Origin of the sequence: Sphingomonas flavida, assembly GCF_036663655.1 — a bacterium.
In the GTDB taxonomy this organism is placed as follows: Bacteria; Pseudomonadota; Alphaproteobacteria; order Sphingomonadales; family Sphingomonadaceae; genus Sphingomonas.
Genome location: NZ_JAXOJH010000002.1, coordinates 122,866 through 135,593, shown reverse-complemented (window position 1 = coordinate 135,593; position 12,728 = coordinate 122,866). Strand labels below are relative to the sequence as shown.

Here is a 12,728-nt window from a genome sequence, read left to right as displayed (position 1 = left end):
TCCCGCCTGCGGGAGGGGAGATGCCTGGAGTAGAGCGATATGCCTTAAGCCCCTCCTCCCGGCAGGGGGGAGGGGTTTGGGGTGGGGGCGAAGCCGCAGGCGAAACGGCTTGGGGTGATGCCCTCCCCCACCTTGATTGCAGGTGAAAGATGCCCCCGGCGTGACCGCCCTACAACGCCCCTGCGGGAGGGATGAAGCTTGTGGCGAGGCGAAACGCATCAAACCCCTTCTCCCGACAGGGGGGCGGGGTTTGGGGTGAGGGCCCGGCCCGGGGTGATGCCCTCCCCGGCCAGATCGTCGCCGCGCCGCAGCAGATACACATCCATGATCCACCCATGCGCCCGCCGCAGTTCGGCCCGGCGCGCGACGATCCGCTCCGCCACATCCGCCAGCCGCCCGGCCTCGACCGCCTGCTGCGCCATGCCCAGATACGCCCCCCACCAGATCGCCGCATCCGGCTGGTCCAACGTGGTGAACGCACATCCTCCGTCCAGCATCACCGCCACGCTGTCCGCCCCCTCGGGCCAGCCCCCCTCGCGCAGGCGTCGTCCCGTCGTCACCATCACCGGCGCGCCCACCGCGTTGAACGGGATGGCGTGCGCCGCGCACAGCAGTTGCAGGCTGGTGATCCCCGGCACCACCGTCACCCGCTCGACCGCGATCAGCCGCCGAGCGATGCGGATCGTGCTGTCGTAAAGCGAGGGATCGCCCCAGACCAGCAATGCCACCCGGCCACCCTCGGGCAGATGCGCCGTGATCTCTGCCGCCCAACATGACGCGATCGCGTCATGCCAGCGTTCGACATTGTCGAGATAATCCCCCTCGCCCGCCCGCACCGGCAGGTCGAATTCGATCACCCGCGTCGCCGCCCCCGCCAGCACCTGCGCGCAAATGTCGCGGCGCAGGTCGATCAGTTCGGCCTTGTCCGCCTTGCGCGGCAACAGGATCAGGTCGGCGGCACGCATCGCCGCCTCGGCCGCGCGGGTCAGGTGGTCGGGGTTGCCGGTGCCGATGCCGATCAGGTCGAGATGGATCACAGATCCTCCATCAACGGACCATAGAGGATCAGCGCCGCCTTGTCCGACACACCCTTTGCCAGTTGGACCGCCAGGTCGCCCACGGTCGAACGGGTCAGCCGCTGGTCGGGACAGCCGACATGTTCGGCCATCAACGCGGGCGTCCGGGGCGGCAGGCCAGCCGCAACCAGCGCCTCGACCAGCGCGGGAAAGGTGCGCTTCGGCATGAACACCACCGTCGTCGCCCCCGCATCGGCCAGCGCCGCCATGTTGCGATCGGCGGGCAGCGCGCCGGTTACGTCATGGCCGGTCACGAACTGCACCCGCCGTGCCTGGTTGCGCCGGGTCAGCGGCAACCCCGCCGCCGCCGCCGCCGCGCTTGCCGTGCTGACGCCGGGCACGATCTCGAAGGGGATTCCAGCAGCCTTCAGCGCCAGGATCTCCTCCTCCAGCCGTCCGAAGATGCCGGGATCGCCCGACTTCAGCCGCACCACTCGTTTCCCGCTGAGGGCGTGATCGACCAGCAGGCGGTCGATTTCACCCTGCTTGGGCGAGGCACGGCCGGCACGCTTGCCGACCGCGACCAGTTCGGCATCGGCGCGGGCGTGGCCCAGCATCGGCCCGGCGGCGAGGTCGTCGAACAGCACGACGTCCGCCTCGGACAGACAGCGCACCGCCTTCAGCGTCAACAGTTCGGGATCGCCCGGCCCCGCACCGACAAGGGATACGAACCCGCTCACCACCAGCGCGCCACCAGATGGAAGAAGGTGCCCGTCACCTGCCCCCGCCGCGATCCGGTTTCGGGCACCGCTTCCCCTTGTGCATCCACAACATGGGCCAGCGCGGTATCGGGCTGTTCGATCACGGTCGAATAATGAAACTCATGCCCGCCCAGCACCGCGCCCTCGGGCATCCCCGCCACTTCGCCGAGCAGCGTCGCGCGGCGATAACCGAGATGCATCCTGCGCTTGGCATAGCTGGTCACGAGGCCGAGCAGCCCCGCCATGCGGTGGCTCACCCCCTCGGCATCGACCAGCGCTTCGCCCAGCGCCATATAGCCGCCGCACTCGCCATGGATCGGCTTGGAGGCGGCATGGGCGACAAGCCCCGCGCGGAACGTCTCCGCCGCCGCAAGCCGTCCGGCGTGAAGCTCGGGATAGCCGCCGGGCAGCCAGACTAGATCGGCCGACGCGTCGGGGGCTTCGTCGGCCAGCGGCGAGAAGGGCAGGATTTCCGCCCCTGCGGCGCGCCAGCCCTCCAGCATATGCGGATAGACGAAGGAAAAGGCCGCATCCTGCGCCAGCGCGATACGCTGCGCGGGCGGTGGCGGGAGCGTGCCGGAGGCGACGGCGAAGGGCTTGGCATAGGCCGCCGCGCGCACCGCCTCCAGATCGACATGCGCCGCCAGGAACGCCGCATAATCGCCGATCAGCCGGTCGAGTTCGGGATGCTCGACCGCCTGCACCAGCCCCAGATGCCGCTCCGGCAGGACCAGGTCGCCGCGCCGGGGCAAAGCTCCGAAGACCGGCAGGCCGATCTCCTCGAAACCGAGTTTGGCCAGCCGCTCGTGACGCGGGCTCGCCACGCGGTTCAGGATCACCCCCGCCACGCGCAGTTCGGGATCGTAGCGCGCGAAACCCAGCGCGGTGGCCGCCGCCGACTGGGCCTGGCCCGATACGTCGATGACCAGGATCACCGGCCAGCCCATGCGCCTGGCCGTCTCCGCGCTGCTCCCCATGCCGGTCGCGCCGGGCCTGGCAACGCCATCGAACAGCCCCATCGAACCCTCGGCCAGCACCAGTTCGGCGTCCGCCCCGCGCTGGCCGAGCGTGTCGAGCAGCGCGGCGGGCATCGCCCAGCCGTCGAGGTTGAACGACGCCCGCCCGCACGCCGCCCGGTGAAAGGCGGGGTCGATATAGTCGGGGCCGCTCTTGAACGGCTGCACGCTCAGCCCCGCATCGCGAAACGCGCGCAGCAGGCCCAGCATCACCGTCGTCTTGCCGGTGCCCGAGGCGGGCGCGGCGATCATCAGGCCCGGAGTCGTCATGGACGTCATGCCAGCGTGTTCCCGGGACGATAGCGGCGGTCATAGCCCTCCGCATACAGCTTGCTCTCGGCGAAATCGCTGGTGGCAAGGACGCGGCCGACCAGGATCAGCGCGGTACGCTCCGGCCCGTCGGCGGCAGCCTCCTCGATGGTGGCCAGCGTCGCGCGGGCGATGCGCTGCTCGGGCCAGCTCGCGCGCCAGACGATCGCAACCGGACAGTCCGAGCCGTAATGCGGGGTCAGGTCGGCGACGACCTTCGCCAGGTTGTGGATCGACAGGTGGATGGCCAGCGTCGCGCCGGTCGCGGCGAAGGCGGTCAGCGACTCCCCCTCGGGCATGGCGCTGGCGCGGCCCGGCGTGCGGGTCAGGATCACCGACTGGGCGATGCCGGGCAGGGTCAGCTCGCTCTCCAGCACCGCCGCCGCCGCCGCGAAGGACGGCACGCCCGGCGTCACCGAGACGGGGATGCCGAGTTCGCGGATTCGCCGTACCTGCTCGCCCATTGCCGACCAGATCGACAGGTCGCCCGAATGGAGGCGGGCGACGTCCTGCCCCCTGGCGTGCGCTTCACCGATTTCCGCCATGATCTCGTCGAGCGTCATCGGCGCGGTGTTCACGATTTTCGCATCCGGCGGGCAATGCGCCAGCACCGCCTGCGGAACCAGCGACCCGGCATAGAGGCAGACCGGGCAAGCCGCGATCAGGTCGCGCCCACGCAGGGTCAGCAGGTCGGGGGCACCGGGTCCGGCGCCGATGAAATGGACGGTCATTGGTCAGGTCCTTGAGCCATGGCGCAGGTCGCCATGCGGTCGGCGGAAATCACGCGGGTCACGATGATCCGCGCCCCCGCCCCGGCGGCGGCGAGCGCCACCGCTTCGGCGACGCTGCCGACGCCGCGATGGATCAGGCTGGGGTCGGAGCGGGTGGGTGTGTCGATGCCGTTCAGCGCGGTGGCGGGAATCACGGTCACGGGCAGCCCCTCCCTCTGCGCGAATCCGGCGATCAGGGCGGCGCGATCCTCCGGCACGGCAAGGCGATCGGGCCGTACGCCCATCGCGGCCAGCGCGTCGCGAAAGGAAGCCTCCGTCGCCATCGCGCGGCATCCGAAACCCGCAATCACCACGCGACCCGCCATTGCACGATAGGATAGCTCGCCTTCCAGCCGCGCTTGGTGCCGAGCGGCCGGGCCTGCGCCAGTTCGATGCGCAGCAACTCCCCGCCGAAGCGCGATTGGCACTGGGTCAGCAACGCCTCGGTTTCCAGCGTCACCGCATGCGCGACGAGGCGACAATGGGGCAGCATGCGCAGGGCCTCGACCAGTTGCGGCGACAGGCCGCCGCCGACGAACACCGCATCCGGGTGCGGCCGGTCGGCAAGGCCCGTGATCGCGTCGCCCTCGACCAGGTCCAGCCGCTCGACACCCAGCCGCGCGGCATTGGCGCGGGCACGGGCGAGCCGGGCGGGATCACGCTCGAAACCGACCGCACGGGTGGTGGGGTTGCTCAGCAACCATTCGAGCGCGACCGATCCCGATCCCGTCCCGATGTCCCACAGCAACTCGCCCGGACGCGGGGCGAGCGCCGACAAGGCAAGTGCGCGGACCGGGCGCTTCGTGATCTGTCCGTCATGTGCGAACCAGTCATCGTCCAGCCCACTCGCACAGGGCAGGACGCGGCCCGGTCCGGCAGGCTCGATCGCCACTGCGACCGGGTGGGCGATGTCGGTCCAGTCGAGCATGTTCGCCGCCACGCGCCGGACGCGCTCGCGCGGGCCGCCCAGCGCCTCCAGCACGGTCAGCGCGCTGTCGCCGAAACCCTGTTCGGCCAGCCACGCCGCCAGCGCCGTCACCGACGCCCCGTCGCGCATCAGCGCCAATAGTCTTTGCCCAGGCGCCAGGAGCGGGCGCAGCGTCTCGACCGGCCGGGCGTGGAGCCCGACGCCCTGGATCGTCTCCACCGGCCAGCCCAGCCGCGCCGCCGCCAGCGACAGGGTGGACGGTGCCGGATAGGCCACCCATTCGCCCGGATCGAGATGGCGGGTCACGACCGAACCCGCCCCGAACCAGAACGGATCACCCGAGGCGAGCATCACCACCCGCTCTCCGCGCCGTTCCAGCAGCATCGGCACGCCATCGGCAAAGGGGATAGGCCAGACGATCCGCTCCCCCCCGCCTCGCCCAGCCAGCAACGACAGGTGACGGGCTGCGCCCATCACGCTATCGGCGGCATCGATCGCGGCGCGTGCGGGGGCGGTCAGGCCGTCCCAGCCATCCTCGCCGATCCCGACGATCGTCAGCCAGGCCTGGGAGTCAGCCATGCGCCATATCCTTCTGCTCGGCGGCACGACCGAGGCGAGCGCGCTGGCCACCGCGCTGGCCACGCGCGGCGAACATGCGATGCTCAGCTATGCGGGCCGCACCGATCATCCGCGCGCGCAGGCCATTCCGACGCGGGTGGGCGGGTTCGGCGGTGTCGAGGGGCTGGCGGAACATCTGACCCGCGAGGGCGTGACCCATCTGGTCGACGCCACCCATCCCTTCGCCGCGCGGATCAGCGCCAATGCCATCGCGGCGGCGGAACTGGCCGGTGTGCCGCTCCTGGCGCTGACCCGCCCGGCCTGGGAGGCGGGACCCGGCGACCGCTGGATTCGCGTTGCCGATACGGCGGAAGCGGTCGTCGCGTTGGGCACCGAGGCGGCGCGCGTCTTCCTGGCACTCGGTCGCCAGACCATCGGCGATTTCGGCCATGCGGCGCAGCATTTCTACCTGCTGCGCTTCGTCGATCCCGCCGCGCCGCCCGCGCTGCCGCACCATTATCTGGTGGTGGATCGCGGCCCCTTCACGCTGGCGGGCGAACTGGCGCTGCTGCGCGAACACCAAATCCAGGTCATCGTCGCCAAGAATGCGGGCGGCTCGGGCGCGCGGGCGAAGCTGGATGCGGCGCGCGCACTGGGCCTGCCGGTCGTGATGATCGACCGGCCCGCCATACCCGACCGGCCGCAGGCGAGCAGCGTCGCGCAGGTGCTGGACTGGCTGGATCACGGTGTCGTCCGGGGGGTGTAGAGGATCGGCCGGCCCGCATGCGGGATCATCCGCGTGCGACTGGACCCGATGATGACGACGGTCCGCATATCGGCCATCTCGCCGCGCGCATCGGGCAGGGGCACGATGCGCAAATGCTCTTCCGGGGTGGAGACGGCACGGGCGAACAGCACCGGGCGATCGTCGCCGCACGTCTCACGCAGCAGCGCAAAGGCCGCGTCCAGCGCATCGGGCCGCGCCTTGGACCGGGGATTGTACAGCGCGATGGCGAAATCCGCCTCCGCCGCCAGCGCCAGCCGCCGTTCGATCAGCGCCTGCGGCTTCAGATTGTCCGACAGGTTGATCGCGCAGAAGTCGTGCCCCAGCGGCGCGCCCGCCTGCGCGCTGGCCGCCAGCATCGCGGTGATGCCCGGCAGGACGCGAATGTCGAGGTCGTGCCAGCGTCTGGGGTCTTCCTCCACCCGCTCGAAGATCGCCGCCGCCATGGCGAACACCCCCGGATCGCCCGACGATACGACGACGACCCGCCGACCCGCTTCGGCCATTTCCAGCGCATGGAGAGCCCGGTCGCGCTCGACCCGGTTGTCGCTGGCATGGCGGGTCAGGCCGGGCCGCTCGGGCACGCGCGCGACGTAGGGGATGTAGCCGACCACGTCGGTCGCCTCCGCCAGCGCCGCCGACACCTCGGGCGTGACCATGGCGTCGGCGCCCGGCCCCAGTCCGACGACGACCAGCCAGCCGCTCATGGCCGTCGCCCCTGGCCATGGATCAGCGCGATCGAGAAATAGGGGGCGGGGGCGTCCTCCACCTCCGCCAGACGGCGGACACGCTCCCCCGCCTGGGCGGCATGTTCGACCAGCCAGGCCTGATCCTCCCGTCCGGCCGCCGCGATGGCGCGGCGCAGCTTGGGCAGGTGGCGACCGATCTTCATGACGACCAGCGCGTCAGTCTCGGCGATGCGGCGCGTCAGCTCCGCCTCGGGCAGGGTCGCCATCGCGACGGTCAGCACATCGTCGCCCCATGTGATCGGCGCGCCACTGGCGGTCCAGGCGCCCGACATGCCGGTGATGCCCGGCACGACCGCGACGGGCGCGTGGGGCCGCAACCGGCTGTGCAGGTGCATGAACGAGCCGTAGAAGAACGGATCCCCCTCGCACAGCACCACCACATCCTCGCCGCCCTGCACCAGCGACAGGATGTGCGCCGTGCACTGCGCATAGAAGGCCGACAGGCATTCGTTATAGCGCGGGTCGATGAACGGAATCTCGGTCGTGACCGGATAGTCCATCGGATACTCCACCACGTCGTCGCGCAACATGCCGTCGACGATGGTGCGCGCATGGCCGCGCCGTCCGCTTTTGCGGAAATAGGCGACATGCCGCGCCCCGCGCACCAGCCGGTCGGCACGCACGCTCATCAGGTCCGCCGCACCCGGCCCCAGGCCGACGCCGTGGATCGTACCGACCGTCATTCGGCGCGGCTCGACAGCGCGTTGATCGCCGCGACGGTGATCGCGCTGCCGCCGGGGCGGCCCTTCACGATGGCGCACGGCACGGGCTGCGCCTCCCACAGCGCATCCTTCGACTCCATCGCGCCGACGAACCCGACCGGACAGCCGATGATCGCCGTCGGGCGCGGGCAGTCGGGGTCTTCCAGCATGGTCAGCAGATGGAACAGCGCAGTCGGCGCATTGCCGATCGCGACCAGCGCGCCCGCCAGATGCGGCCTCCACAGCTCCAGCGCGGCCGCTGAGCGGGTCGTGCCCATCTCCCGTGCGAGCGCCGGCACGGCGGGATCGCGCAGCGTGCAGATCACCGGGTTGTCGGCGGGCAGGCGCGTGCGCGTGACCCCCTCGCTGACCATATGCGCGTCACACAGGATCGCCGCGCCATTCGCCAGCGCCTGCCGCCCCGCCAATGCAAAGCCGTGCGAGAAATGGATGGAGGGTGCGAGTTCGACCAAGCCGGCGGCATGGATCATGCGCACCGCCACCGGCTCTTCCTCCGCATCGAAGCGGTCCAGCTCCGCCTCGGCGCGGATGATGGCGAAGGACTGGCGATAGATCGCCGCGCCATCGGTTTCGTAAGTGTACGGCATCAACAGGCTCCGAGAAGCGCGACCGCCCGCTCGGGCGTCAATCCGGTGTGAAGGGGCGCGGCCCCGGCGCGGGCGTCTCTGGCCAGATCGAAAGCCCCCTCCCGCCCGGTCAGCACCCAGTCCGCCGCCCGTGCCCGCGCGCAGCCCTTCGCGCAACCCGATATGTGCAGGCGGCCCTTGACCAGCGGGGCAAGGCGCGCGGCGAGATCGCGGGTTTCGACACTGGCCTGCGGACAGGCGGGCGCGCCGACACAGGCGTCGACATGCAGGATGGGGGCATCTTGCAGGACCATGCCCTTGGCGGACACGGGGGCAATATTCTCGACCAGCAGCATCCGCCACGGGGTCAGGCGGATGGGTGCGCGTCGGTCGTCCGCAAAGGCACCCAGCCTTTCCGCGTCGATACGACCAAAGGGAAGACCATAGACCGCCCCCATCGGATGCGCGCCGGGGTGCAGCGGCGTGATGGAAGCCGCAGGCCTCGCGTCGCCCGTCGCCCATGCCGGAAGCGGGGCCGCATGGCGCGCCATCCTGCCCGCATCATGGCCACCGCTTTCAACGAACCAGTGCGCCAGCCGGATCATCGCCTCGACCGCATTCCCCCGCGCGACGATCACGCCGGTCGCTCGCCCATCGGCGCGAAGCAGCAGTTCGCCCGTGGCCGCCCGCTCGATCCGGAAGTCGCCGGGCGCATCGCCCAGCATCGGCGCAGGGCCCGCATCGACCACGAAGCCGATCTTGCCCGGCAGGTCGGGCAGCTCGCCCAGCCGCGCGCGCAGTTCGGTCGCGATGACATGGCTATCGTCGCCCTCGCGCCATTCCGGCTGGACGAGCATCGCGCCCCGCCCCTCCCGCACCGGATCGGGATCGACCAGTTCCAGCGCCTGCAATTCGGCAAGCATGTCGGGCCAGCTTTTCTCGCTGGCACCCCGGATTTGCAGGCTCGCGCGCGCGGTCAGGTCGATCTGGCCATTGCCGTGGCGGAGCGCCGCCCGACACAGCCCCTCGACCTGTTCGGCCGTCAACCGACCCAGCGGCGGACGAACGCGGACGAGCAGTCCGTCGCCCGCCATCATCGGCCGCCACGCATCGGGGCACCAGCCTTTGACCTCGAACCCGCTCATGCCGCGCCGTCCAGCATCGCCAGCACCGAATTGCGCCGCGTCCGCCACAGTCCCGCCTCGTAAAGCGCCGCGAACCGCGCCTCCATCGCCGCGAGCGCCGCCGGGTTGGCCTGCGCCATGAAGTCGCGCACCGCATCCTGCGCCAGCGTCGCATCCCAGTACAGGTCGATCAGCGCGGCGGGCACCGCGTCGGCCAGATGCGCGAAGCTGCCCAGATGGTCGAGCGTCGCGGCGATCTCGGCCGCGCCCCGGAAACCATGTGCCATCATCCCCTCCACCCAGCGCGGGTTAGCGGCGCGGGCATGGACGGTGCGGGCGATCTCCTCCGCCAGCGTCCGTGCCTTGGGATTGGCGGGGTCGCGCGTATCGAGATGATAGAGCGAGGCCGCCCCCTCCCCCAGCGCTGCCCGTGCCGCCGCGAAGCCCGCCTGATGCGCCGCATAATCGGCGGCCAGCAGCAGGTCGCTTTCGGGAAGGTCATGGAGATGGACGAACGCCTGCGCGCCCGCCACGCGCGCCGCGATCCCCTCCGCATCGCGCCGGTCGCCATCGTCCAGCGCAGTCGCCGAGGCGGCGAGCCAGCTCTGCCCCGCCTCGATCCGCGCCGCCTCGTCATAGCCTGCATTCGGGTCCAGCCCGATGCCATAGCGACCCGGCGCGGGGCCATAGACGCGCGGGGTCGCCTGGCCGACATAGGGGTTCCACTCGGACGCTTCCTCGCGCGCGGCCAGCGCGCGCACCGCCTGCCCGAACAGCGCGACCAGATGGGGGAAGGCATCGCGGAACAGCCCCGACACGCGCAACGTCACGTCGACGCGCGGCCGGTCGAAGCGCATCAGCGGCATCACCTCGAACCCCGTTACACGCTCGGAGCGGTGGTCCCAGACCGGCTCGACCCCGATCAGGTGGAGCGCCATCGCGAATTCCTCGCCCGCCGTGCGCATCGTCGCCGAACCCCAGAGATCGACGATCAGGGTGCGCAGGTGATCGCCCTCTTCCTGCATGTGACGGCGGATCAGTTCCTCGGCGAGCTTGACGCCCTGGAGATGCGCTGCACGGCTCGGCACCGCGCGAGGATCGATGGCGTAGAGGTTGCGGCCCGTGGGCAGCACATCGGCGCGCCCTCGGTACGGCGAGCCCGAAGGCCCCGCCGCGACGCGCTTGCCATCCAGCCCGGCCAGCAATCCCGCCCGCTCCGCCGCGCCCTGCTCGCCGCGTCCGAAGATGTGGAGCCCCTCGCCGAACTGGCTGTCCTTCACATCGCAGACAAAGGCGTCGATCCGGGCGAGCGAATCCTCCGCCCCCGCCAGCCCAAGCGTATCGCCCAGCCCGACGCTCTCCGCCTCCTCGGCGATACTGGCGCGTAGCCGGTCGCGGCGGGCGGGGTCGAGGCCGTCGGCATTGGCATATTCGTCGAGCAACGCCTCCAGCCGCCCCAGCCCCGCACCCGTCCTGGCCTGTACCAAAGCCGGGGGGACATGGCCGATCGGCACCGCGCCCAGCCTTCGCTTGGCCTGCGCTGCCTCGCCCGGATCATTGACGATGAAGGGGTAGAGGACCGGCCAGTCGCGGGTCAGCGCCTCGGGCCAGCAGGCGTCGGACAGCGCCACCGCCTTGCCGGGTAGCCATTCCAGCGTGCCATGCGCGCCGACATGGACCAGCGCGTCGATGCCCCGCGCCCGAAGCCAGAGATAGAAGGCGACATAGGAGTGGCGCGGGCAGCGGGAGAGGTCGTGATAGTCATCCGCCCGTGCCTCGCGACGACCCCGCTCGGGCTGGAGCGCGACGATGGCCTTGCCCAATTCCAGCGCGGGAAAGTGGAAGGCGTCTCCGTCGACCAGCGGATCCGCCTCGGCCGCACCCCAATTGTCCAGCAGATCGGCGCGTAGCGTTTCGGGCAAGGCGGCAAGCGCCTCGCAATAGGCGGCGACCGGCCATGTCATCCGGTGGGCAAGCAGCGCGGCGGGCAGGTCGGCCTGTGCCTCCACATCATAACCGGCGTCGCGAAGATCATTCAGGATTGCATCCGTCGAGGCAAAGCCGTCCAGCCCCACGGCATGTGCCGCCTGCCAGTCCTTGCCCGGATAGGTCGACAGCATGACAGCCAACCGCCGGTCCGCCGCCGGAGTCTCCGCGAGCCTCGCCCAGCCCGCCACCTTGTCCGCCACCGCCGCGATCCGTGCGGGCTCGGCACGGTGCAGGCGCAGGGCGATGTCGAAATCGGGATCGCGCTCACCCGGTTGCTTGAAGCTGACCACCCCGGCGAAGAGGCGTCCGTCGATTTCGGGCAGGACGACGTGCATGGCGAGGTCGGCGGGCGACAGGCCGCGTGCCGACCCCTCCCAGCCCTGCCGGTCGCTGGTGGCGAGCGCGACCTGGAACACCGGCACGCCTGCACCGTCCAGCGGGGTGGTGTCATCCTCGCCGCGCGCGGAGAAGGCGGTGGCGTTGATGATCGCGGCGGGAGTCAGGGCCTTGACCCAGCGCGCGATCCAGGGGCCGGCACCTTCGGCCTTCAGCGAAGGGACGAAAAGGGCAACGGGGTCGAACCCGCGCTCGGCCAAGGCGGCGTGGAGGGCCGCGATGGGCTCCAGGTCGGCAGCGGCGAGATAGGCGCGGTAGAAGGTCAGCAGGATGCGGGGGCGGCTTGCGGCGAATAAGCTTGCGGCCGGGCAGGCGATACCCTCGGGCGACCAACCGCCTACGGGGGCGATTAGAGGCGGGGTCGCTTGGGGCGAGGCCCCTCCCCCATCCCCTCCCGCCTGCGGGAGGGGCGTGTTTGTGGTGCGCGCTTGCACTTCTTCAAACGGTTCACTCGCGTCACCGGTTAAACGCCCGCTTACAGGACCGACACCTTCCGCATCGCGAGAGCCCCTCTCCCGGCAGGGGGAGGGGTTGGGGAGGAGCAAGGCCCCCGGCAATACCGTCTCGGCAAGTACCCCCAAGGCAACACCCGCCGCCTGCGCTCCCCCCGCATCGCACAGCGCCCCCAACCGCCGCACCACCGCCGCCTCAACGGTAGACGCCGCCATCAGCCGCCGGTCCTCGCGCCCGTCCGCCGCCAGCACCGCCAGCGCTATCCCCCGCTCCCGCGCCAGCCGCTCGACCTCGCGCAGGCCATAGTCCCAATAGGCCGCCCCGCCGATCAGCCGGATCAGGATCGCCTTCGCATGCACCAGCGTCTGTTCGACATAGGTGTCGACGGACAGCGGATGGACCAGCGTCGCCAGATTGGCCAGCCGCAACGACCAGGGAAATCCCCCCGCCCGCCAGCCCGCCGCAAAGGCGCTCAGGTCGCTGTCGGAGAAGGACAGCACGACCACGTTACCGGGGCGCTGCCCCAGATCCTGTGGAACCGCCTGTTCCTCCAGCCCATGGCTCTCGCGAAAGACGAGATGCACTGG

12 protein-coding genes are annotated in these 12,728 nt (G+C 70.8%); 1 reads left to right on the top strand and 11 read right to left on the bottom strand.

All coding sequences use genetic code 11. The features are described 5' to 3' along the window. Positions 1 to 218: 218 nt before the first annotated feature. The 6 genes from cobF to cbiE are packed head-to-tail and all read right to left on the bottom strand — an operon-like array spanning position 219 to position 5,379. The gene (gene cobF / locus U1703_RS02780; protein WP_332784497.1) at positions 219 to 1,037 is read right to left on the bottom strand and encodes a precorrin-6A synthase (deacetylating); all 819 of its coding nucleotides are present in this window, start codon (positions 1,035 to 1,037) and stop codon (positions 219 to 221) included. Beyond that, on the bottom strand, positions 1,034 to 1,756 hold the full coding sequence (cobA, locus tag U1703_RS02775) for a uroporphyrinogen-III C-methyltransferase (protein ID WP_332784496.1): 723 nt from the start codon (positions 1,754 to 1,756) through the stop codon (positions 1,034 to 1,036). The genes cobF and cobA overlap by 4 nt, the downstream gene beginning before the upstream one ends. After that, complete coding sequence (locus tag U1703_RS02770; RefSeq protein ID WP_332784713.1) at positions 1,753 to 3,063, bottom strand: cobyrinic acid a,c-diamide synthase CobB; 1,311 nt, start codon at positions 3,061 to 3,063, stop codon at positions 1,753 to 1,755. The genes cobA and U1703_RS02770 overlap by 4 nt, the downstream gene beginning before the upstream one ends. Before the next feature lie 5 nt (positions 3,064 to 3,068). After that, positions 3,069 to 3,833: a precorrin-4 C(11)-methyltransferase gene (gene cobM, locus U1703_RS02765; RefSeq protein WP_332784495.1), complete on the bottom strand. Its 765-nt coding sequence runs from the start codon at positions 3,831 to 3,833 to the stop codon at positions 3,069 to 3,071. Then, positions 3,830 to 4,198, bottom strand: a complete 369-nt coding sequence (locus U1703_RS02760; protein WP_443025747.1) for a cobalamin biosynthesis protein — start codon at positions 4,196 to 4,198, stop codon at positions 3,830 to 3,832. The genes cobM and U1703_RS02760 overlap by 4 nt, the downstream gene beginning before the upstream one ends. Continuing rightward, positions 4,180 to 5,379 carry a precorrin-6y C5,15-methyltransferase (decarboxylating) subunit CbiE gene (gene cbiE / locus U1703_RS02755; RefSeq protein WP_332784494.1) on the bottom strand — a complete coding sequence of 400 codons (1,200 nt, stop codon included), beginning with the start codon at positions 5,377 to 5,379 and terminating at the stop codon, positions 4,180 to 4,182. Before cbiE ends, U1703_RS02760 begins: the two co-directional genes overlap by 19 nt. Here cbiE and U1703_RS02750 point away from each other — a divergent pair. Then, positions 5,378 to 6,124: a cobalt-precorrin-6A reductase gene (locus U1703_RS02750; protein WP_332784493.1), complete on the top strand. Its 747-nt coding sequence runs from the start codon at positions 5,378 to 5,380 to the stop codon at positions 6,122 to 6,124. The two genes, cbiE and U1703_RS02750, sit on opposite strands and share 2 nt — an antisense overlap. Here U1703_RS02750 and cobJ read toward each other — a convergent pair. The 5 genes from cobJ to cobN are packed head-to-tail and all read right to left on the bottom strand — an operon-like array spanning position 6,100 to position 12,725. After that, entirely contained in the window at positions 6,100 to 6,849 is a 750-nt protein-coding gene (gene cobJ / locus U1703_RS02745) for a precorrin-3B C(17)-methyltransferase (protein WP_332784492.1), read from the bottom strand. The genes U1703_RS02750 and cobJ overlap by 25 nt on opposite strands. Further along, positions 6,846 to 7,574 (bottom strand): precorrin-2 C(20)-methyltransferase, encoded by a 729-nt coding sequence (gene cobI, locus U1703_RS02740; protein WP_332784491.1) that lies wholly within the window; start codon positions 7,572 to 7,574, stop codon positions 6,846 to 6,848. The genes cobJ and cobI overlap by 4 nt, the downstream gene beginning before the upstream one ends. Next, a complete protein-coding gene (locus U1703_RS02735) occupies positions 7,571 to 8,200 on the bottom strand; it encodes a precorrin-8X methylmutase (RefSeq protein WP_332784490.1) in 630 nt (209 codons plus the stop codon). Before U1703_RS02735 ends, cobI begins: the two co-directional genes overlap by 4 nt. Next, positions 8,200 to 9,324, bottom strand: coding sequence for a ferredoxin-like domain-containing protein (locus U1703_RS02730; protein ID WP_332784489.1), 1,125 nt, complete (start codon positions 9,322 to 9,324; stop codon positions 8,200 to 8,202). Before U1703_RS02730 ends, U1703_RS02735 begins: the two co-directional genes overlap by 1 nt. After that, positions 9,321 to 12,725 carry a cobaltochelatase subunit CobN gene (gene cobN, locus U1703_RS02725; RefSeq protein ID WP_332784488.1) on the bottom strand — a complete coding sequence of 1,135 codons (3,405 nt, stop codon included), beginning with the start codon at positions 12,723 to 12,725 and terminating at the stop codon, positions 9,321 to 9,323. Before cobN ends, U1703_RS02730 begins: the two co-directional genes overlap by 4 nt. Positions 12,726 to 12,728 lie beyond the last annotated feature (3 nt).